This window comes from Halolactibacillus miurensis (genome assembly GCF_900116255.1).
In the GTDB taxonomy this organism is placed as follows: domain Bacteria; phylum Bacillota; class Bacilli; order Bacillales; family Amphibacillaceae; genus Halolactibacillus; species Halolactibacillus miurensis.
Genome location: NZ_FPAI01000005.1, coordinates 104,307 through 124,195 on the forward strand (window position 1 = coordinate 104,307; position 19,889 = coordinate 124,195).

A 19,889-nucleotide genomic window follows, 5' to 3' on the forward strand; every position below is an offset into this window, starting at 1 on the left:
AAACATCAAAAAATAAAAAGGAGGTGATCACCATGGAAGCTGTTGCGATGAAAGAAACATCACTGGATATTCACCATCTCTTTAGCTATTATCAAGAAATGGTCTATGTAGCAAAACGGGTCGTCTATGATTACCAAAAGGCTGAAGATGTGGTACAAGAGGCACTGATGAAAGCGATGCGGTCCTACCAACACTTAAAAGAACAAGACAAAGTAAAAGCGTGGTTCCGTACCATCGTGATTCGAACCGCGATTGATACGTATCGAAAAGAGAAAAAAAAAGAACTTGTATCTTTTGACGTTTTAACAGAACAAGGTATTGAGCTTTGTTATTGCGATGATACGGTTGAAAAATCAGTGACATTTCAATGTATGTACCAAGAAGTGCATAACTTGCTCGATGATTTATCACCAAAGCTTAAAGAGGTGATCACGTTAAAATATGAAGATGATTTAAGTGATCAACAAATTGCGGACACGCTGGGTATTTCATTATCAGCAGCTAAAACCCGTATTCACCGAGCCAGAAAACAATTGACAGAATTACGTGAGCAATCGTTATGTCTTTAAAAAAATAGGTAAAGCTTTCATCTTATAGTTTAACCTCTTTCCGGACAAACTAACCGGTAAAGGAGGTGAAAGTGATGAAACAATCGAAAAAAATGTTGCCATTTGCTTTATCTGTTGGTGTAGGAGCGATCACGTATTTATCAATGACGAATAAAGAAACGAAAGACATGGTAAAACCTATGATGAACATGGTGAAGAAAACAACTTTTTAAACCTAACACTTAGCATGAGTATTGACCATATTGACGTGATTTTTAAAAAAATCTCACTAAATATAACCTCAATATCAATGTGCTAAGTAAGCTTATCCATTGATTAAGGCAAAAGAAGCAGATGACTTCTTTTGCCTTTTGTTTTAAAAAAAATAAAAAACTTGTTATAATGAACAGGGAATATACAAATATTTTGACAAAGGGAGACGATTAATTTTGGGACAAGTATTAACAGGCTATCTCGGTACATATACAAAAAAAGACAGTGAGGGGGTGTATCGCTTTACTTTTGATGTGGATAAAGAAAGCGTGACATCAGTGGATGCGGTCGGTGAGGTTGATAATCCAACGTATGTCACCCCTTCAGCAGATGGGAACTATTTATATGCGGTATCTAAAGAAGGTGATGAAGGTGGTGTGACGGCTTTTAAGGTTGATTCGGATACGAAAGCACTCACAAAACTAAATAGTGTATCAAAAGCAGGTTCTCCGCCATGTCACGTGAGTGTCAATCAAGCGAATACGTTACTTGTCACGGCCAATTACCATACGAAAGAAATTATAAGTTATCATTTAAATGAAGATGGTTCAATTAAAGGGATGGCGGATATTAAAGAACATGAAGGAAGCGGCCCACATGAGCGTCAAGAGAAACCACATATGCACTTTAGTGGTTTTACACCTGATGAGCGCTATGTGATCGCGGTTGATTTAGGAAGCGATAAAATCACGTCATATTTAGTCGAAGCAGACGGATCATTAACAAAAGAAGCGGTCTTTGTAGCACCGCACGGTAGTGGACCGAGACATATTGCTTTTCACCCGAATAAAAAAATCGCTTATGTGATGACGGAATTAACGTCGGTTGTGCTAACGTTGGCGTATGATGCAAATACGGGAATCTTTACGTTAATCAATACAATTAAAGCGATTCCGGATACACACACAACGGTGAATGATGGTAGTGCCGTCCACGTGACAAAAGACGGGAAGTTTGTGTATGTTGGAAATAGAGGGCATAATTCTGTCACCATCTTCAAGGTGAATCAATCAGACTTTAGTATTGAACTTGTAGATTATCAATCGTCACTCGGTGATTGGCCACGTGATTTCGCCTTAACACCAGATGATCGTTATCTTATCTGTTCTAATCAAAATAGTGGCACACTCACCGTGTTTAAGCGTGACGCTGAATCAGGTAAGTTAACACCACTTCAACAAGATACTACGGCACCAGAAGCTGTCTGTGTGAAATTTCTGTAGTAAATGACGCATCTCCATAAAAGGTTAATTTATCCTAGGTTATTCTTCATGTTTTATAGAATAGCCTAGGTCTTTTTAATGTGTATAACTAGAGAGAAGGGGTCAATTGAGGTACAATATGAAAGAGAAGGTATAGGTAAGAGAGAGGAGGTCTCATATTGAAGCCGATACGAAATAAAAGACAATCGCCTTCACATTTTCGTAAAAGGATTGTGATAGTGCTGATTGTTTTATTTGTAGGGTTGTTTTTTGTGAGCGATATAAGATTTGTCAAAAACGAGCCGCTTGTATTAATAGGCAATAGAGACCTTGCTCCGATTGTTTATGATGATGGACAAGCAAATGGTGTGGCAGTGGATCTTGCAGAAGCGATTGGAGAAGTGATTGATCGTGATGTCACAGTTAAAACAATGGATTGGGAAGAAGCACAACAACGGGTATTAACGGGAGAAGCAGATGGCTTACTTCATATTAATGCTGATACTGAGCGGCAAGAGTTATTTAGTTTTTCAGAAGATTTACTATTATCTGAGTTTGTCATCTTCACTCGCCAAGATAATCGAGATGTCAATGGTCTTGAAGATTTAAACGGTACATCCGTTGGTGTGGAACAATCTGGTTATCCATATCGGCTCATCCAAAGCTATGAGGCAATTAAACCAACGGTTATAGAAAACTGGAAGACAGCTTTTAGACAACTTGCCTCAGGCGAAATAGAAGCGATTTTAGTCGATCGATGGATTGGGGAATATGAGTTAGCCAAAAGTCGAGTCACGGGAATTCAAGCGTTAGATCAACCAGTCGATCAGACTTATTCAAGTATCGCAGTGAAAAAGGGAAATGACGTTGTATTAAGACAGCTTAATCAGGGGATAAGAGAGATCAAAGATTCAGGAAAATTAGTAGATATATTAGCGTCTTGGAGCGGCGAACGCGTGGTCTATTTAACAGAAAACCGTTTAAACCGCTACCTGTTGTTTGGTGTAATTACCATTCTTTCGGTTGCTATTCTATCTGTTGTGTTTGTCATGATTCATTTACGCAAAGTGAATCAAGGATTAGAAAAAGAAGTCAGGAGACGAACCCATGAATTAGAAGAAAAAAACCGTGAACTCAAAAAACTTAATCGACAATTAGAGAAAATATCACTTGTTGATAAGACAACAATGATTCCTAATAGGCGACGATTTGATATGGAGATTGAAAAATCATGGGCGATAAAAAAACAAGAACAAGAATTCTTAGCTGTTATAATGATTGACATTGATTATTTTAAAGACTTTAATGACCAGTATGGTCATATTGCAGGGGACAAATACTTGAAAAAAGTGGCACAGACATTACAGTCAGTCATAAGTAACCCTGGTGACATTGTCGCAAGGTATGGAGGAGAAGAGTTTATCGTTCAATTACTTCGGCAAGACCACAGTCAGGCAAAAGCTGTTGCTGAAAAAATGCGAATGGCTGTGAGAGACTTAAATATAAAGAATCATCAAGGATTGTTGACCATCAGTCTTGGTGTTAGCGCTGTTATTCCACATGATGACTTAACGTTAGAAGCGTTTATACACGAGGCTGACATGGCACTATATCAAGCAAAAGAAAGTGGAAGAGATTGTGTCGTTGTCTTTGAACAAAACTAGTAGAACCCAACCGTTAATTAACTCGGTTGGGTTCTACTAGTTCTTTAGTAAACAATATGCTCTTTTTCAAAAGCAGTAATTTTATCTTCGTACGTGAGGGTTACTGAAATTTCATCCCAACCGTTTAACAACATTTGACGCGAATACTCAGCTAAGTCAAACGTCGCCTTAAATCCGTGATTATCTGTGACAACTTTATTTTCTAAGTCAACCGTCAGGTGATAATCACCTTTTTCAGCGTTGTCCATTAGCTTCTGTACCTCATCTTCTGTAAGTACAACAGGCAAAATCCCGTTTTTCGTACAGTTGTTGTAAAAAATATCGGCAAAACTTGGGGCAATAATGATACGGAAACCATAATCTTCTAGTGCCCAAGGGGCGTGTTCACGTGATGAACCACAACCAAAGTTTTCACCACCAACTAAGATGGACGTGCCTTTATATTTAGGATCATTTAGTGAGAAATCTTCACGTGGACGATCTTTTTCATCAAAGCGCCAATTATAAAATAAATACTGACCAAATCCTTGACGCGAGATGCGTTTCAGGAATTGCTTTGGAATGATTTGATCGGTATCGACATTGCTTCGATTTAAAGGGTATACGAGACCTCTATGCATTTTTAGTGGTTCCATTTGAATGCCTCCTTTAGATTAAAATGAACGGACATCGACAAAATGTCCAGCAATGGCGGCCGCTGCAGCCATTTCAGGGCTCACAAGGTGAGTTCTTGCATCAGCACCTTGACGACCTTCAAAGTTACGGTTTGACGTTGATGCACATCGTTCATGTGGTGGAACAGCGTCACCATTCATCGCGAGACACATACTACATCCTGGTTCGCGCCATTCAAAACCTGCATCAATAAACAGTTTATCTAAGCCTTTTTCTTCAGCTTGTCGTTTAACCGTTTGTGAGCCAGGGACGACGATCGCCGTCACATTTTTATTTACTTTACGGCCATGAATCACACTAGCAGCTTGTTCAAGGTCTTCAACACGTGAGTTGGTACATGAGCCAATAAAGACGTGTTGAATGGGTACATCTGTAATTTTTACATCAGGCTCGAGTCCCATATAGGTTAACGCATGTTTGATTTCATTTTTATCATTTTCTGTTGTGACACTCTCAGGATTAGGTATCTGAGCATTAACCGAAATACACTGTGCCGGGTTTGTTCCCCATGTCACTTGTGGTTCAACTTCTGATGCGTTTAAAGTGACGGTTTTGTCATAAGTAGCTCCTTCATCAGAACGTAGAGACAACCACATCTCTTTTGCTTGTTCAAATGCTTCGCCTTTAGGTGCGTGAAGACGACCTTTAATAAAGTTCACAGTCGTTTCATCAGGCCCAACAAGTCCTGCGCGTGCACCGGCTTCAATAGACATATTACAAATCGTCATACGGCCTTCCATCGATAGGTTACGCACAGCTTCACCGGTGTACTCAAGCACGTAGCCGGTACCGAAGTTGACGCCGTATTTGGCGATTAAAGCAAGGACAAGGTCTTTTGCTGTGACGCCTGTACCGAGGGTGCCATCGATTTGTACGTTTAATGTTTTAGGTTTTTGCTGCCAAACCGTTTGTGTTGCGAGCACGTGTTCGACCTCACTCGTACCAATACCGAAGGCAAGGGCACCGAAGGCGCCGTGAGTGGAGGTATGAGAGTCACCACAGACAATCGTTTTGCCTGGTTGTGTTAGACCAAGTTCTGGTCCAATCACGTGAACAATCCCTTGATGTTCATGCCCCATGCCGGCAAGTGGAACACCAAACTCTTCACAATTTTTTCTTAACGTATCCATTTGTAGTTTTGAGATTTCATCTTTAATGACATTGGTATGCACAGTTGGCACGTTGTGGTCCATCGTCGCAAATGTTCGTTTCGGTTGTCGAACGGTGCGCCCCTTTAGACGTAAACCTTCAAAAGCTTGTGGAGAGGTGACCTCATGGACCAAATGAAGATCGATATATAAGATGGCCGGTTTACCTTCTTCTTCATAAACGACGTTTTTATCCCAAATCTTCTCAACAATAGTTTTTGGTGTTGTCATGTGTTGTCACTCCTTTATTCTTTCGTTATCTGTTTAATAATTTGATCAGTCATATCAGTAGTAGATAGGCATGTGCCACCTTCGACTTGTAAATCTTTTGTGTGATAGCCGTTGTTAACAGCTTGTTCCACGGCACGTTCAATCGCAGTTGCTTCAGCATCAAGATTAAAAGAGTGTCTTAGCATCATCGCAGCAGAAAGAATCATCGCTATTGGATTAGCTATATTTTGCCCGGCAATGTCAGGCGCAGAACCGTGAGCTGGTTCATATAGACCTACACCATTTTCTGCGAGCGAGGCAGAAGGGAGCATCCCGAGTGAGCCGGTTAGAACACTTGCCTCGTCACTCAGAATATCACCAAACATATTCTCCGTAACAATCGTATCAAAGTCTTTTGGTGAGGTAATGAGCTTCATCGCGCAAGCATCCACAAGGACGTGTTCAACAGTAACGTCTGGATAGTTTTTGCTTTCTGTTTCAACAATTTCGCGCCACATTTTACTGGATTCGAGTACATTCGCTTTATCAACCGACGTTAATTTTTTGCTGCGTAACTCAGCGCTTTCAAATGCCTTTTTAATGATACGCGTCATCTCATTTTTCGTGTAATGTAACGTATCGACAACGACGTTGCCATTGTCACGACGTTCACTTGGACGACCAAAGTATAAGCCACCAGTAAGTTCACGAACAATCAGCAAGTCAGAACCTTCAATAACTTCACGTTTTAGTGGGGAAGCATCGGTTAATGTTTTAAATCCTTTGACGGGTCTAAGGTTTGCATATAAATCAAGGGCTTTTCTAATGCCGAGTAACCCACGTTCTGGACGTAAGTTAGACGGGTTTTGATCCCATTTGGGCCCGCCGACTGCACCAAGTAAGACCGCATCACTTGATTTAGCTTTTTCAATAGTTTCTTCAGGTAACGGTGTGCCTGCTTCGTCAATAGCAGCCCCACCAATTAATCCATCGGTTAAATGAAACGAATGACCAAATGTCTCGCCAATTGTGTGTAAGACGCGAATGGCTTGGTCCATAATTTCTGGACCAATACCATCGCCTCTTAAAATTAAAATCTGTTTATCCATACTTGTCACTCCTTTTCAGCTACCTGAATGATAAATACGCGGTTAATCGCATTTATAAAAGCATTCAGCGATGCTTCTAACACGTCTTGCGCTGTTGCTCGACCACTGACGGGTTGATCATTGACTGTCATACTAACGTGGACTTCAGCAAGGGCATCTTTTCCTTTACCAACGGAACTGAGGGTAAAGTCTGTTAATTGAATCTGTTCTTCAATTAATTCTTCAATGGTATTGTATAGGGCTTCAACGCTACCATTACCTGTACCTTGACCTTCAATTGTATCATGGTTAGGTGTCACAAGTGACACGGTCGCAGTAGGGGAGGTGGCTGAATTATATTCTACTTTAAAGTTGTTCAATTGATATTGCACGCGTGCTTTAATATCTGTTTGGACATCCATCAGAATGACGAATAAGTCATCATCTGTGACTTCTTTCTTACGATCGGTGAGTTGTTTGAATTGATCAAACGCCACCGATACTTTGTCTTCATCTAAACTAAAGCCAAGTTGTTTCATTTTATCTTTAAATGCATGGCGTCCGGAGTGTTTACCGAGGACGAGGCTATTAGACGTCACCCCAACAAGTTCTGGTGTAATAATTTCGTAAGTCTGAGCATTTTTAAGCACACCATCTTGGTGAATGCCAGACTCATGGGCAAAAGCATTACGACCGACAACCGCTTTATTGCCTGGAACCACCATACCTGTTAATTTCGAAATAATATCACTCGTACGTTTAATTTCATTTAATGTTAAATTCGTTTTAAATGGATAGAAGTCTTTACGAATCTCGAAAGTCACGGCCATTTCTTCTAAAGCGACATTACCTGCTCGCTCGCCAATACCGTTAATGGTTCCTTCGACTTGCGTTGCCCCATTTTCAACACCGGCAATAGAATTGATTAAAGCCATACCTAAATCATCGTGACAGTGGGTAGAGAGATCGACTTGGTCAATGTTTTTTACATGATTTTTCATATATTTAAACATAGCGCCGTATTCTTTCGGTGTTGTATAACCAACGGTATCAGGTAGGTTAATCACGGTCGCACCAGCATCAATCACTTTTTCAACAATAGTAGCTAAGAAGGGAAGTTCAGAGCGAGAGGCATCTTCTGCTGAGAATTCGATATCATCGCACTTACTTTTTGCGTAGCTAACCATGTTGACGGCAATGTCAATCACTTCCTCAGGTGTTTTCTTCAGTTTATCTTTCATATGAATAGGAGAAGTAGCGATAAAGACATGAATCCGAGGTTTTTTAGCGCCTTTAATCGCGTCCCATGCTCGGTCAATATCTTGTTTATTAGCTCTTGCGAGTGCAGCAACCGTAGATGTTGTCACCGTATCAGCAATTTTCTTTACCGCATCAAAATCGCCTTGTGAGGAAGCAGGAAAGCCTGCTTCCATCACGTCAACGCCTAAGCGTTCAAGTTGTTTAGCGATTTCAAGTTTTTCTAGTTGATTCAAGTTTACGCCCGGTGATTGTTCACCATCACGTAAAGTCGTATCGAAAATCTTAATTGTTGTCATTACCAGCCACTTCCTTTTTCGCTGTCTTTCTTTGATTCACGAAAGGCATTAAGTCGCGCAGTTCTTTACCTACCTTCTCAATTAAGTGATTATTTTCAGCATTATTGATAGCTGTAAATTGTGGACGATTGGCTTGGTTTTCTAACAACCATTCTTTTGCAAATTTACCCGTTTGGATATCGGTTAGAACATCCTTCATGCGTGTTTTTGTACCAGCGTCGATGACACGTGGGCCAGATACGAAGTCACCCCACTGAGCTGTATCAGAGATAGAATAACGCATGTTTTCAAGTCCACCTTCATAAAGCAAATCAACAATCAGTTTTAGTTCGTGTAGACATTCAAAGTAAGCAACCTCTGGTTGGTATCCAGCTTCAACAAGTGTTTCAAAACCAGCTTTGACAAGGCTTGTTGCCCCACCACAAAGCACAGCTTGTTCACCAAAAAGATCTGTTTCTGTTTCTTCTTGGAAGGTTGTTTCTAAGATACCGGCACGTCCGGCACCAATCCCCTTAGCGTAAGCAAGAGCGACTTCTTTTGCTTTTCCTGTGAAGTCTTGGTAGATACCAAATAGAGCTGGTACGCCAGCGCCTTCTTCATACGTACGACGTACAAGGTGACCAGGTCCTTTAGGTGCAACAAGGAATACATCCACGTTTTCTGGTGGTTGGATTTGGTTAAAGTGTACGTTAAAACCGTGAGCAAAGACTAACGCATTGCCTTCTTCAAGGTTATCTTTAATGCTTTCATTGTATACTTTTGGTTGGTATTCATCTGGAAGCAAGATCATGATCACATCTGCTTCTTTTGATGCTTCAGCGACTGATTTTACATCCACACCGTCTTCAACGGCTTGATCCCAAGACTTTCCTTTTCTTAAACCTACAACAACATCAAAACCACTTTCCTTTAAGTTAAGTGCGTGTGCATGTCCTTGTGAACCGTAACCGATGATGGCTACTTTCTTATCTTTTAATACTGCCTCATTAATATCTTGATTGTAAACTACTTTTGCCATTTGTCATCTTCCTTTCAATTTGTCTCATTATATTTTTATATGTGTAAATGTAAATACATCTAACAATAGGGTAGGGGGGAGGTTACTCCCCGGTAAAACTTTTAAATAAGTCGAGTTAATGTAGAAGGCTAAAGCTCGATTGATCAGAACTTGACGGTTGTTGACCACGTAAAAAGGCAGTTAAGCCTGTACGCGCGATATCTTTAACGCCGTAAGGTCGCAGTAATTCAATCAGCGCTTCCACTTTTTCTTGTTTACCTGTCACTTGAATTGACATCGTATCTTTAGATACATCGATCACCGTTGCTCTAAATGGATCAATGATGCTTTGAATTTCATGTCGTAATTGCGGGTTGCTTTGAATTTTAATTAAAGCAAGTTCACGCGCAACAATCGCTTTATCGGTAATATCAGAAACTTTAATCACATCGATTTGTTTATTGAGTTGTTTCGTGACTTGTTCAAGTTTTTGAAAATCTTCAACATCAACAACAAAGGTAATCCGTGACATTTCTTCATGCTCCGTGCGACCAACAGAAATACTTTCAATATTAAACTGTCGACGTTGGAGTAAGCCAGTAATGCGGTTTAAGACACCACTACGGTTTTTAACTTTGGCAGTAATGATTCGTTTCATGGTTTCACTCCTATCATTTCATGTAGTCCTTTGCCAGGGGCAATCATTGGATACACATTTTCTTGTTGCAAGACGCGTGCATCGATTAAGACGGGACCATCGGTATGAAGTAGCTCGTTTATTTGAGCTTCAAAATCAGCTTGTGATTCAATTTTCACACCTTTCACTTCATAAGCTGTCGCTAATTTAACGAAGTCTGGTTGAATGCTGAAAATCGATTCAGAATAGCGTTCAGAGTAGAACTTTTCTTGCCATTGTCTGACCATACCAAGTGCCGCATTATTCACGATAATAATCTTTACCGGAAGCCGACGTTCTTGAAGAATAGATAGTTCTTGAAGGGTCATTTGGAAACCACCGTCACCAACAATGGCGACAACGAGATCATTTGGTTTAGCAAGTTGTGCCCCAATCGAAGCAGGGAAACCGAAGCCCATCGTACCTAAACCACCACTAGTGACCCAACGATTTGGTTGATTAAACTTATAATACTGGGCAGACCACATTTGGTGTTGGCCGACATCTGTGGCAATAATCGCTTCACCTTTAGTCGCTTTGTATACTTCTGAGATCACCCATTGACCAACCATATCTTGTTCAGGTTTGTTAAACCATAATGGGTAGTCTGTTTTATTTTTTTGACAGTTTGTGAGCCATTCGTTAAAGTCAGGCGTGTCTTTGATTTGTTTTTTCATTTCTTTTAAAGCTTCTTTTGCATCCCCAACGATGGGGATGTGGGTATTAATATTTTTGCCAATCTCAGCCGGGTCAATATCAATATGGGCGACAATGGCTGATGGGGCGAAATGATCAAGATTACCTGTTAGACGGTCATCAAAACGTGAACCAATATTAATGAGTAAATCTGTTTCGTACAGGGCCATATTCGATGCATATGTTCCGTGCATCCCGCCCATACCGAGTGAGAGTTCATGTTCACCCGGGAATGTGCCAAGACCAAGTAGCGTGTTGACAACTGGAATTTGGTGTGTTTCCGCAAATTCAATCAGCTCTTTTGAAGCTTTGGCGAACTGTACACCAGCACCTGCTAAAATAACAGGGCTAGAGGCTTGTTCGAGCGCTTCTTTTAACTTCTTAATTTGGAGCGGATTCGGTTTCACCGTTGGTTGATAACCCGGTAAGTCATAACTTGAATCATAGTGATCCTCACATGGATTCGCTTGAACATCCTTTGGAATATCAATGACAACTGGACCCGGTCGCCCCGTTGTGGCAATATGGAAGGCCTCTTTAATGATTCTTGGTAAATCACTGATTTTACGTACTTGATAATTATGTTTCGTAATCGGTGTGGTAATCCCAATCACATCAGCCTCTTGAAAGGCATCTGTTCCAATCACGGACTGGTTTACTTGTCCCGTGAAAACGACCAAAGGTAAAGAATCTAGCATCGCATCCGTTATACCTGTCACCAAGTTAGTGGCACCAGGCCCAGAGGTGCCAATGACGACACCAGGCTTACCCGATACTCTCGCATAACCTTCGGCTGCGTGAATGGATCCTTGCTCGTGTCGTGCTAACACTTGATTAAAATGTTCTTTCTTTTTATATAGTGCATCGAAAATCGGTAAGACAGCGCCACCTGGATAGCCAAACAATGTATCAACATCTTGTTCTATGAGTGCTTCAATTAACAAATCAGCACCAGTTTTTGGCATGTGTGCAGGTTCTTTTCTGTCTTGATGTTTTGTCATCGCCATGTTATACCCTCCTAAGTTAAAGTGAATAAGATTTAAAGTATAGAAAAAAGACCTTTTCTCACGTCATAATCTACCTACTAGCAGAATTACAAGGGAGAAAAGATCTTTGCTTTTCACGGTACCACCCTGATTTATCAACACGATTGTGTTGACCTCATGAGAGAAACAGGTGTTTCTCTCTTTTGATAACGGGTCCCATCGAGTGGACCCGGTTAAGTCTACTATCTAAGTGAATTCAACTTAACACTCCTAGAGGATGTCGAGTCAGCGTATATTTCCGGGCTTCCAGCAACCCCGGCTCTCTGTGAACATACTCTTGCTAACTCTTTTTTCTAATCATCGTTTTGTTATATTTTCATGACACCACCGGTATTAGCGGAGGTAACGAGTTTTGCGTATTTTGCTAAATAACCTGAAGTAATCTTCGGATCAGGAATTTCAAAAGCAGCTTGACGTTCAGCTAATTCTTCCTCGCTAATGTCAAGATTAAGCGTACGATTTGGTAAGTCAATGATAATCGTATCGTCTGTTTTAATTAAACCAACCGGACCACCTTCTTGAGCTTCTGGTGAAATATGTCCAATCGAGATACCTCGAGAGGCACCAGAGAAGCGACCATCAGTAATTAGGGCGACATCTTTACCTAACCCTCGACCGGCAATAGCAGCGGTTGGCGCAAGCATTTCAGGCATTCCCGGACCACCTTTAGGTCCTTCATAAAGAATGACGACCACGTCTCCTTTATCAACCGTACCATCCGCAATGCCTTCAAGTGCTTCGTCTTGTGAATGAAAGACAACTGCACGTCCTTTAAAGACGTTAATCGAAGGATCAACGGCACCGACTTTGATGACGGCCCCGTTAGGAGCGATGTTACCAAAGAGAATAGATAAACCACCTACTGGGCTATATGGATTATCCAATGGACGAATCACGTTTGGATTCTTGATTGGATGATCTTTAACATTTTCATACACGGATTTACCTGTCACGGTCATCCGATCTTTATTTAGTGCACCTGGGATTTTACACAGTTCATTTATAACGGCAGGTACACCACCAGCTAAGTGAACATCATGCATGGTCACATCGGAAGCCGGTGCAATTTTTGCTAAATAAGGAATCCGTTTAGCTACTTCATTGATCCGTTCAAGGTCGTAATCAATGCCCGCTTCATGCGCAATCGCCAACGTGTGCAGGACCGTATTTGTTGAACCACCCATCGCCATATCCAAAGCAAAGGCATCATCAATCGCATCTTTTGTGACGATGTCACGAGGTTTAATATCTTTTTCAATGAGATTCATTAAATGTTTCGCCGCATCTTTTATGAGGCGATGACGTTCAGGAGAGGTTGCTAAGATTGTCCCGTTTTCCGGAAGAGCTAAACCTAGCATCTCCATTAATGAGTTCATTGAGTTAGCGGTAAACATTCCGGAACAAGAACCACACGTTGGACAGGCCAGTGTTTCAAGTTCTGTTAGTTCTTCTTCGGTCATTTTACCTGATTGAACAGCACCAACGCCTTCAAACATGGAGCTTAATGTCAGTGTTTCACCCGTAGGTGAGACGCCACCTTCCATCGGACCACCAGAGACAAACACGGCCGGAACGTTGGTCCGAACAGCGGCCATCAACATACCTGGGGTAATTTTGTCACAGTTTGGAATATAGAACACCCCATCAAACCAGTGGGCGTTAATCACTGTTTCTGCTGAGTCGGCAATGATCTCGCGACTCGGTAGGGAATAACGCATGCCAATGTGTCCCATCGCAATACCGTCATCAACACCGATGGTGTTGAATTCAAACGGAATTCCGCCAGCTTCCCTGATTGCTTCCTTCACGACTTCTGCAAATTTATTTAAATGCATATGGCCGGGAATAATATCAATATATGAGTTACAAACACCAATGAAGGGTTTGCCTAAATCTTTTGTTTTAACCCCTGTCGCGTGTAATAAACTACGATGGGGAGCTCGGTCTAAACCTTTTTTTATCATGTCACTCCGCATATGTTTCGCCCCTTACTTCATCACACGCCTGATGAAGAATGATTATTCAGAATATTCTTCATCGACTGATGACTTAAAAAATTAAAAATTTTATATGTTGCTTGCAATCATACAATCATTTTAAAAAATAATCAACAGATTTTATTAAAATTTTCTGATTTTTATTACATTTGAAAATAATCCATTTTGTAAGCGGTTAATATATTTATTAACCATTGCAATCGTTGATCATTTCGTTACAATAGAATCACATCTGATATAAAGGAAAGGGGATTAAAGATGCGAGTTCTCGCGGTTCTACCGTGTGGTAAGAAGAAAATTTGGGACAAGATACCAGATGTGGGGCCGATGAAAGTTGAGGATGTCTATATCGGTACATTACACCGTCTTACGCGTCATTATGCAGAAATTTTCGCTGATGATTGGGTTATTTTGTCAGGTAAATATGGATTTCGTTCTAGAAATGAGATGATTAAAGAAGATTATGATATCACATTTGGAATGAAAAGTGCCGATGTTGTCTCGTCAAACACGTTGATGAATCAAGTTGTTGAACAAGGGTTGAATAGATATGATCAAGCCCTAATATTAACAGGGAAAAAGCATCAACAGGTCATTCATGCAATTGGTGGAATAACGAAGGATGACCGCTATCCACTGCTTGGAACTAAGGGAATTGGAGAGATGCAACAGCGTCTCAAACAAGCGATTGATAAAAAGCAGCCACTATAGTAAGTCGAGTTTCTACTATATAAATAGTTGATATCATTCATGAGTGATTTTTTGTTTGAGTGTCTGAGTAAAAGCGGTTGGGTCGTGATCAGCTAAAAATGTTTTCACACCTTCATCGGTATGAATGTAAAGCGCAAATGTATACTTGGTCATTCGTCTTGTACTGACATCAATGATTTTAGTGTAAGGATAAAAGGTTACAGTAGACACCACGCCGCTTGATGTTAATTTTAGTGTATCACATTCTTTTTTAATGGTGAGTTGATTATCGATGATTTGTCTCGTTGTTGTATGTGTGGTTAATAAATGCGTCATAGTGTTCACCTCCCTATCGTTAGTATGAGAGATAGAAGGGAATAATGCAAAAGGTTTGTTTAAATGAAGCGCGCATGATTTATATGAAAGGAAGGGGTTAAAAATGAAAGCCATTGTTGATGCGAATAAAGAAACGACACTGACCCAACTTGAACGACCGGCCCCGCAGGGACATGAGGTTGAAGTGAAAATATTGTATGCAGGATTAAATCGTCGTGATTTAATGATCAGATCTCGCCGCAGAGAAGAAACCGCTCCTGTTGTTCTTGGGTCTGATGCCGTTGGGATCATCACACGAATAGGAGAAGCTGTGTCGAGATTTAAAGAAGGGGAGACAGTGATTGTTAATCCAGGTTTATATTGGGATGAGTGTACGAACACCTCACCAGACACCTTAGAGATTGTGGGGTATCCTAATCACGGGACGTTTAGTGAGTATTATCTTCAAGATGAGAACTATTTTGAGCTAAATCCTAACTATTTAACGAATAGAGAAGCAGGGGTCTTAGCTTTATCGGCACTCACAGCTTACCGGGCTATATTTACTAAAGGTCAACTTGCTCCTGGTGAAACTGTGTTTATTCCAGGTGGTTCAAGCGGAGTAAGTACGTATATGATTATATTTGCTAAAGCCGTTGGTGCGCGGGTCATAACGACCTCACGGCAAAAAAATAAGCTAGATCAATTAAAAGGAATTGGGGCAGATGTGACATTGCTCACGAGTGATGATTGGCAAGAAGCGTTAAGTAGTGAAACGATTGATTGTGTCATTGATAGTATCGGTGAAAAAACGTTTCACCGTTCGCTTGCGGTATTAAAAAAAGGCGGACGGCTTGTCACCTTTGGTGCAACAACAGATGATGTTGTATCATTTAACGTGAGACAATTTTTTTATAATCAGCAAACGATTTTAGGTACGACGCTTGGAAGCCGAGAAGAACTCCGAGCGATGCTTCAGTTTATCGAGCATTATCATATTCATCCGATTGTTGATAAAGTTTTTAGTTATAAAGATTACCGACAAGCGTTTGATTATTTAAAACAATCACAACAGATTGGCAACATTGCTTTTACCTTTAATGAATAATAGCTAAGGCATGAGGGAAATGAGAGGGTTGACTCATATTTTCCTCATGCTTTTTATATCTCGTTCAAAGTTAAGTTTGCCGTTTCGCTATGACTCTGCGCTAGCTTTTCGGTTTAAATAAAAGCGCACCAATCATACCAAAAACGATAGCCGAAGTAATCCCTGCACTCGTTAATTGAAACATGCCAATGATGACGCCAATGATACCAGACTGTTCAGCTTCTTCTAATGCCCCGTGAACGAGGGCATTACCGAACGACATGATCGGTACGGTTGCACCTGCACCAGCAAAGTCAATAAACGGTTCATATAAACCTAAGCCGTCTAAAATGCTTCCAATCACGACAAACAAACTAAGCATAAAAGCAGGCGTCTGCTTGAATACATCGATAATTAATTGACCACATACACAGATAAGCCCTCCCACAATAAAACTGACTAAAATAGACACAAGCATCGGTTTCATCCTTTCATAATTAAGATTCGATGACGACTAGATGAGCGATAGTAGGAATAATAGGCGTTTGAAGTAGGGCTACGGGTGAATGAAGGGCACCAGTCGCAATGACAAGGACTTTCAGTGATTGTTTGAATAGGTGTTTTATTCCGTGACTGAGTAAAAATAAGCTTAAGCAGCCAGCCCCACTCCCGCCGCTCATGACGGGTTGATGATCTTTAAAAATCTCGCAACCTGCATCAATAAGTTGTTCTCGATTTACTTGATAGCCTTCATGAACTAACAGATCAAATAAAATTGCTTGTCCAACAGCTCCTAAGTCTCCGGTAATAATATAATCATAATCAGCCGGCGTAACTTGACAATCTTGAAAGTGACAGAGCAATGTATCAAAGCATGCAGGTGCCATAGCCTCCCCCATATTGTAAGGATCTTTAAAGCCAGCGTTTATGACACGACCTAATGTTGCGTAGGTGATTTTCGGTCCTTCACCTTCTGTAGCGAGTATACAAAAACCACCACCGGTCACAGTCGTTTGGCTTGAAGGAGGTTTCTGTTGACCATACTCATTTGGAAAGCGAAATTGTTTCTCAACAGCCGCGAAATGACTCATCGTGCCGACCATAACGGTCTGCTTTTGACCTTGTTGTAACATAAAGGCTGCACTTTGAAGAGATAGACCGAAAGTGGCGCAAGCATGATCAAAAGTCACTGGGACAAGTAGCGTCTCCATTAATCCGTAATGCGTCGGTGTTGATTGATTAATTAAGTCACCGGTAAATAGATAAGTCGTGAGTGGATGGCGACTCATCAAAATATTGACGGTTTGTCTGATTAATTTGGTGTAACATAATTCATATGTCTTTTCATCATCATATAAATCAGGAATAAATTGATCAATCTCAGCCGTAAGGTTGCCTTGCTTTTCAAGTGGACCAGCTATGGTATGTTGGTCAATGATGACAGCGGGTGTATGGAATTGAAAACTGCGTGTACCAATATTCATATTTTTCTCCTTTACGTCAAGATAAGTTTAATTAAGGCGATAACAAAGCTTGCAAATACCCCAAAAAGAATCACGCTACCAGCAAGTTTAAAAATATTACCGCCTACACCTAAAACATAGCCTTCGCTTTTGTGTTCAATGGCGCTAGCAATAACAGCGTTCCCAAATCCAGTCACCGGTACCATGGTACCTGCACCGGCAATTTGAGCGATTTTATCATAGACACCAAAGCCAGTTAATAGCATGGTGATGAGAATCAGGGTAGCGACGGTAGGATCGCCTACGGTTTCTTCTGAGAAATCAAAAAAATACAGATAAAATAAACTGATGCATTGACCAAAAGCACAGATGACACCACCGAAGATGAAACTCATCACACAATTTTTAAGTAGCGGTCGCGGTGGATTATGTTTTTCAGCTACGGTATGGAACAGTTTGTTGTTCATCATTCATCCTCCTTTTCTAGTGATTGATCATAAGATTTTAACTTGTCTAGCGCGTCTGTTGATAAGGGTTGTTCTACTCGCCTTACTTCGATGACAGCCTTCATATCAGAAGATGTGTACACCTCATGTGCTGGATATTTTTTTTGTAAGTCATTTTTAATATCTTCAGCTATCTGTTGTTCTACAAATTGTTTGAGAGGCGTTACAATCATCGCCACATAGATCACATCATCCGTGATAATACTTTCAACCGTATCTAGTTCTGGGTATTGTTGTTTGAGTGATGTGTCAAATGTCGTGTCTTCAGATGGGGCGCAGCTAGTTAAAATAACAAGTGTAGCGAGACATAGATAGAGAAAACGCATAGTTCATTCACCAACTTTTTTTAAAGTACACTTAATTTGCCACGTCTAGCGTAAATTATGTATAAAAAGCAACTGGAAATATGGAAGAAAAAAACACAACTCTGATCAATGATGATCGTGAGTTGTGTGTAAGGTTAACTTAACGATTATTAAATTTTTTCTCCTTAACAAAAGGGGTGAGACGATCATTACGACGATTGTGTAAAGTCTTTATCATCTGTTTTGTCCATGAATCTTCTCGCTGATTTGTTGATCGCGTGCGGTAATAAGTTTCAATGGTCTGATCGAATTGATCGAGTGCAGCCATATGTGCTTCATCGTCTTTGTAAGTATTTTCAAAGTAGACAGCTTCTTTTGGTAACTTTGGTTTAATTTCTTGTTGTTCATCAGGATAACCTAACGCTAAGCCAAATAGCGGGACAACGTGTTCAGGTAACTGGAATAAATCATTGACGAGGTCAAGGTCACGTTTAATACTGCCGATATAACATGCCCCAATCCCGAGTGATTCAGCCGCAAGCGTCATATTTTGAGCAGCGATGGTTGCGTCTACTGTTGCGATCATAAAGTATTCGGTACTTTGAACGTTGTAAGCCAGCGTTTCTTTCTCTTTTTCGTCAGCCTTAAGCATGTGGCGATGATAGTCACCACAGAATAAGACGAAGTGGCCATTATCTTTGATGTAAGATTGATTTGAGATGGAAGCCAAGGCGCTTTTTTTCTCTGGGTCAGTGACGCCAATCATAGTATATGCCATGAGATAGCTTGAGGTGGAACTACTTCTTGCCGCATCAAGGATGAGAGCTAAGTGTTCTTGTTTTAATGGCTCAGGTTTAAATTTTCTGATGGAACGGTGATTTAAAATAGTATCAATGGTTTGATTCATTGGTGTACACTCCTTTATACAATATCATTATATGTCATGACTCTATAGTCTTCATGACTCTACAGTCACATCAATCATTTGGGTAGGGGCCTCACTAAGACTTTCCCACTTTTGTAGGGCTTCGATGGTTGGATCTAACAGGTCAGGTAGTGTTAAATGAATGACACCTTCCTCGCTCATGACCATATCAAGAATCGGCCAAGTAAACGTCTGAAGCGCTTGCGGTGTAACCGCGTGAGATGAGACTTCTATTGAAACATTTTCTAAACTATTCGTATTAAATGCAAGCAGTTGATGACGGTTGATATTTAAGTCAGTGATCGGTTGACTGAAGTTAAATAAAAGCGTTGTTTCATTTAATGTCACATAGCGTTCTAATAACACTTGGTCGGCAATCAGCGTGGATGTTTGTTCTGTTGTGTCAATGAGTAAGTAGCTCGCAACATCACCGGTTTTCGCAAAAGTTAAGAGGTGCAATGATTTCTCAGATAGATGAATTGGCGTGAGCGTCATTTGATCAATCGCACGAGCTTTATCTTTATGCTGAACTAAGTAATGATGGATAATAGGTATATCAGCTAAACTGATTTTAATTACTTCTTCTTTTAATTGAAATTCAATGATTTCAATTGTTTCATCTTTGATTGTTTCTTCAATAAGACTCGCTTCTTCTTTTTCAATGTCTTCTGTTTGTTCCTCAACAACAATCGGCGGATTGTCTCTACAACCGGACAAGATCGTCAAAAAACTAATGAGAATCATAAAGGATAGGGTAATCTGTCGCACTAACGTCAACTCCATTCAATCTGTAGTTCTCTTTAGTATAACGTTTAACGTTGT

The 19,889-nt window shown here is 40.5% G+C and carries 21 protein-coding genes; 6 read left to right on the top strand and 15 right to left on the bottom strand.

Going from position 1 to position 19,889, the window contains the following annotated elements; genetic code table 11:
- Positions 1-32: 32 nt before the first annotated feature.
- The 4 genes from BM390_RS05040 (at position 33) to BM390_RS05050 (ending at position 3,687) form a co-directional block, all read left to right on the top strand.
- The gene (locus BM390_RS05040; protein ID WP_062322149.1) at positions 33-569 is read left to right on the top strand and encodes an RNA polymerase sigma factor; all 537 of its coding nucleotides are present in this window, start codon (positions 33-35) and stop codon (positions 567-569) included.
- A gap of 74 nt (positions 570-643) precedes the next feature.
- The gene (locus tag BM390_RS15380; protein WP_156321390.1) at positions 644-781 is read left to right on the top strand and encodes a hypothetical protein; all 138 of its coding nucleotides are present in this window, start codon (positions 644-646) and stop codon (positions 779-781) included.
- Between the two features lie 216 nt (positions 782-997).
- Positions 998-2,044 (top strand): lactonase family protein, encoded by a 1,047-nt coding sequence (locus tag BM390_RS05045; protein ID WP_062322147.1) that lies wholly within the window; start codon positions 998-1,000, stop codon positions 2,042-2,044.
- A 158-nt stretch (positions 2,045-2,202) separates the two neighbouring features.
- Positions 2,203-3,687 (top strand): transporter substrate-binding domain-containing diguanylate cyclase, encoded by a 1,485-nt coding sequence (locus BM390_RS05050; RefSeq protein ID WP_062322145.1) that lies wholly within the window; start codon positions 2,203-2,205, stop codon positions 3,685-3,687.
- A gap of 44 nt (positions 3,688-3,731) precedes the next feature.
- Here the strand turns inward: BM390_RS05050 and leuD are convergent, their stop codons facing one another.
- From leuD to ilvD, 8 genes are all read right to left on the bottom strand, one after another.
- The gene (gene leuD, locus BM390_RS05055; protein WP_062322143.1) at positions 3,732-4,322 is read right to left on the bottom strand and encodes a 3-isopropylmalate dehydratase small subunit; all 591 of its coding nucleotides are present in this window, start codon (positions 4,320-4,322) and stop codon (positions 3,732-3,734) included.
- Positions 4,323-4,340: 18 nt separating this feature from the next.
- Positions 4,341-5,741, bottom strand: coding sequence for a 3-isopropylmalate dehydratase large subunit (gene leuC, locus BM390_RS05060; RefSeq protein ID WP_089853136.1), 1,401 nt, complete (start codon positions 5,739-5,741; stop codon positions 4,341-4,343).
- 14 nt (positions 5,742-5,755) lie between these two features.
- Positions 5,756-6,829, bottom strand: coding sequence for a 3-isopropylmalate dehydrogenase (gene leuB, locus BM390_RS05065; protein WP_062322141.1), 1,074 nt, complete (start codon positions 6,827-6,829; stop codon positions 5,756-5,758).
- Between the two features lie 5 nt (positions 6,830-6,834).
- Complete coding sequence (locus tag BM390_RS05070) at positions 6,835-8,364, bottom strand: 2-isopropylmalate synthase (protein WP_089853141.1); 1,530 nt, start codon at positions 8,362-8,364, stop codon at positions 6,835-6,837.
- Entirely contained in the window at positions 8,351-9,382 is a 1,032-nt protein-coding gene (gene ilvC / locus BM390_RS05075) for a ketol-acid reductoisomerase (protein WP_062322138.1), read from the bottom strand. Before ilvC ends, BM390_RS05070 begins: the two co-directional genes overlap by 14 nt.
- A 115-nt stretch (positions 9,383-9,497) precedes the next feature.
- Positions 9,498-10,019, bottom strand: a complete 522-nt coding sequence (gene ilvN, locus BM390_RS05080; protein WP_062322136.1) for an acetolactate synthase small subunit — start codon at positions 10,017-10,019, stop codon at positions 9,498-9,500.
- Positions 10,016-11,740, bottom strand: coding sequence for a biosynthetic-type acetolactate synthase large subunit (gene ilvB / locus BM390_RS05085; protein ID WP_062322134.1), 1,725 nt, complete (start codon positions 11,738-11,740; stop codon positions 10,016-10,018). The genes ilvN and ilvB overlap by 4 nt, the downstream gene beginning before the upstream one ends.
- Before the next feature lie 347 nt (positions 11,741-12,087).
- Positions 12,088-13,755 (bottom strand): dihydroxy-acid dehydratase, encoded by a 1,668-nt coding sequence (gene ilvD, locus BM390_RS05090; protein WP_062322132.1) that lies wholly within the window; start codon positions 13,753-13,755, stop codon positions 12,088-12,090.
- Positions 13,756-14,034: 279 nt separating this feature from the next.
- Between ilvD and BM390_RS05095 the strand changes: the two genes are divergently transcribed.
- A complete protein-coding gene (locus BM390_RS05095) occupies positions 14,035-14,487 on the top strand; it encodes a DUF6884 domain-containing protein (protein ID WP_062322130.1) in 453 nt (150 codons plus the stop codon).
- A gap of 33 nt (positions 14,488-14,520) precedes the next feature.
- Here BM390_RS05095 and BM390_RS05100 read toward each other — a convergent pair whose 3' ends face one another.
- Positions 14,521-14,802, bottom strand: a complete 282-nt coding sequence (locus BM390_RS05100; protein WP_089853145.1) for a hypothetical protein — start codon at positions 14,800-14,802, stop codon at positions 14,521-14,523.
- Between the two features lie 103 nt (positions 14,803-14,905).
- Here BM390_RS05100 and BM390_RS05105 point away from each other — a divergent pair, with 103 nt between their 5' ends.
- Positions 14,906-15,889: a quinone oxidoreductase family protein gene (locus tag BM390_RS05105; protein WP_062322127.1), complete on the top strand. Its 984-nt coding sequence runs from the start codon at positions 14,906-14,908 to the stop codon at positions 15,887-15,889.
- A 100-nt stretch (positions 15,890-15,989) separates the two neighbouring features.
- On the opposite strand, the gene spoVAE is transcribed toward BM390_RS05105, so the two are convergent.
- The 6 genes from spoVAE to BM390_RS05135 all read right to left on the bottom strand — a co-directional run bounded on the left by spoVAE (position 15,990) and on the right by BM390_RS05135 (position 19,835).
- Positions 15,990-16,346: a stage V sporulation protein AE gene (gene spoVAE, locus BM390_RS05110; RefSeq protein WP_062322125.1), complete on the bottom strand. Its 357-nt coding sequence runs from the start codon at positions 16,344-16,346 to the stop codon at positions 15,990-15,992.
- A gap of 19 nt (positions 16,347-16,365) precedes the next feature.
- Positions 16,366-17,352 carry a beta-ketoacyl-[acyl-carrier-protein] synthase family protein gene (locus tag BM390_RS05115; RefSeq protein WP_062322123.1) on the bottom strand — a complete coding sequence of 329 codons (987 nt, stop codon included), beginning with the start codon at positions 17,350-17,352 and terminating at the stop codon, positions 16,366-16,368.
- Between the two features lie 11 nt (positions 17,353-17,363).
- Positions 17,364-17,798 carry a stage V sporulation protein AC gene (gene spoVAC / locus BM390_RS05120; RefSeq protein ID WP_089853148.1) on the bottom strand — a complete coding sequence of 145 codons (435 nt, stop codon included), beginning with the start codon at positions 17,796-17,798 and terminating at the stop codon, positions 17,364-17,366.
- Positions 17,798-18,163, bottom strand: a complete 366-nt coding sequence (locus BM390_RS05125; protein WP_089853151.1) for a hypothetical protein — start codon at positions 18,161-18,163, stop codon at positions 17,798-17,800. The genes spoVAC and BM390_RS05125 overlap by 1 nt, the downstream gene beginning before the upstream one ends.
- A gap of 139 nt (positions 18,164-18,302) precedes the next feature.
- Complete coding sequence (gene nfsA / locus BM390_RS05130) at positions 18,303-19,049, bottom strand: oxygen-insensitive NADPH nitroreductase (protein ID WP_089853153.1); 747 nt, start codon at positions 19,047-19,049, stop codon at positions 18,303-18,305.
- A 51-nt stretch (positions 19,050-19,100) separates the two neighbouring features.
- Entirely contained in the window at positions 19,101-19,835 is a 735-nt protein-coding gene (locus BM390_RS05135; protein ID WP_143103136.1) for a hypothetical protein, read from the bottom strand.
- Positions 19,836-19,889: the final 54 nt, after the last annotated feature.

Excerpts from the sequence above, each read along its gene's own strand:
- BM390_RS05040 (WP_062322149.1), top strand. The coding sequence starts at position 33 with ATGGAAGCTGTTGCGATGAAAGAAACATCACTGGATATTCACCATCTC.
- BM390_RS15380 (WP_156321390.1), top strand. The coding sequence starts at position 644 with ATGAAACAATCGAAAAAAATGTTGCCATTTGCTTTATCTGTTGGTGTA.
- leuD (WP_062322143.1), bottom strand. The coding sequence starts at position 4,322 with ATGGAACCACTAAAAATGCATAGAGGTCTCGTATACCCTTTAAATCGA.
- leuC (WP_089853136.1), bottom strand. The coding sequence starts at position 5,741 with ATGACAACACCAAAAACTATTGTTGAGAAGATTTGGGATAAAAACGTC.
- leuB (WP_062322141.1), bottom strand. The coding sequence starts at position 6,829 with ATGGATAAACAGATTTTAATTTTAAGAGGCGATGGTATTGGTCCAGAA.
- BM390_RS05070 (WP_089853141.1), bottom strand. The coding sequence starts at position 8,364 with ATGACAACAATTAAGATTTTCGATACGACTTTACGTGATGGTGAACAA.
- ilvC (WP_062322138.1), bottom strand. The coding sequence starts at position 9,382 with ATGGCAAAAGTAGTTTACAATCAAGATATTAATGAGGCAGTATTAAAA.
- ilvN (WP_062322136.1), bottom strand. The coding sequence starts at position 10,019 with ATGAAACGAATCATTACTGCCAAAGTTAAAAACCGTAGTGGTGTCTTA.
- ilvB (WP_062322134.1), bottom strand. The coding sequence starts at position 11,740 with ATGGCGATGACAAAACATCAAGACAGAAAAGAACCTGCACACATGCCA.
- ilvD (WP_062322132.1), bottom strand. The coding sequence starts at position 13,755 with ATGCGGAGTGACATGATAAAAAAAGGTTTAGACCGAGCTCCCCATCGT.
- BM390_RS05095 (WP_062322130.1), top strand. The coding sequence starts at position 14,035 with ATGCGAGTTCTCGCGGTTCTACCGTGTGGTAAGAAGAAAATTTGGGAC.
- BM390_RS05100 (WP_089853145.1), bottom strand. The coding sequence starts at position 14,802 with ATGACGCATTTATTAACCACACATACAACAACGAGACAAATCATCGAT.
- BM390_RS05105 (WP_062322127.1), top strand. The coding sequence starts at position 14,906 with ATGAAAGCCATTGTTGATGCGAATAAAGAAACGACACTGACCCAACTT.
- spoVAE (WP_062322125.1), bottom strand. The coding sequence starts at position 16,346 with ATGCTTGTGTCTATTTTAGTCAGTTTTATTGTGGGAGGGCTTATCTGT.
- BM390_RS05115 (WP_062322123.1), bottom strand. The coding sequence starts at position 17,352 with ATGAATATTGGTACACGCAGTTTTCAATTCCATACACCCGCTGTCATC.
- spoVAC (WP_089853148.1), bottom strand. The coding sequence starts at position 17,798 with ATGAACAACAAACTGTTCCATACCGTAGCTGAAAAACATAATCCACCG.
- BM390_RS05125 (WP_089853151.1), bottom strand. The coding sequence starts at position 18,163 with ATGCGTTTTCTCTATCTATGTCTCGCTACACTTGTTATTTTAACTAGC.
- nfsA (WP_089853153.1), bottom strand. The coding sequence starts at position 19,049 with ATGAATCAAACCATTGATACTATTTTAAATCACCGTTCCATCAGAAAA.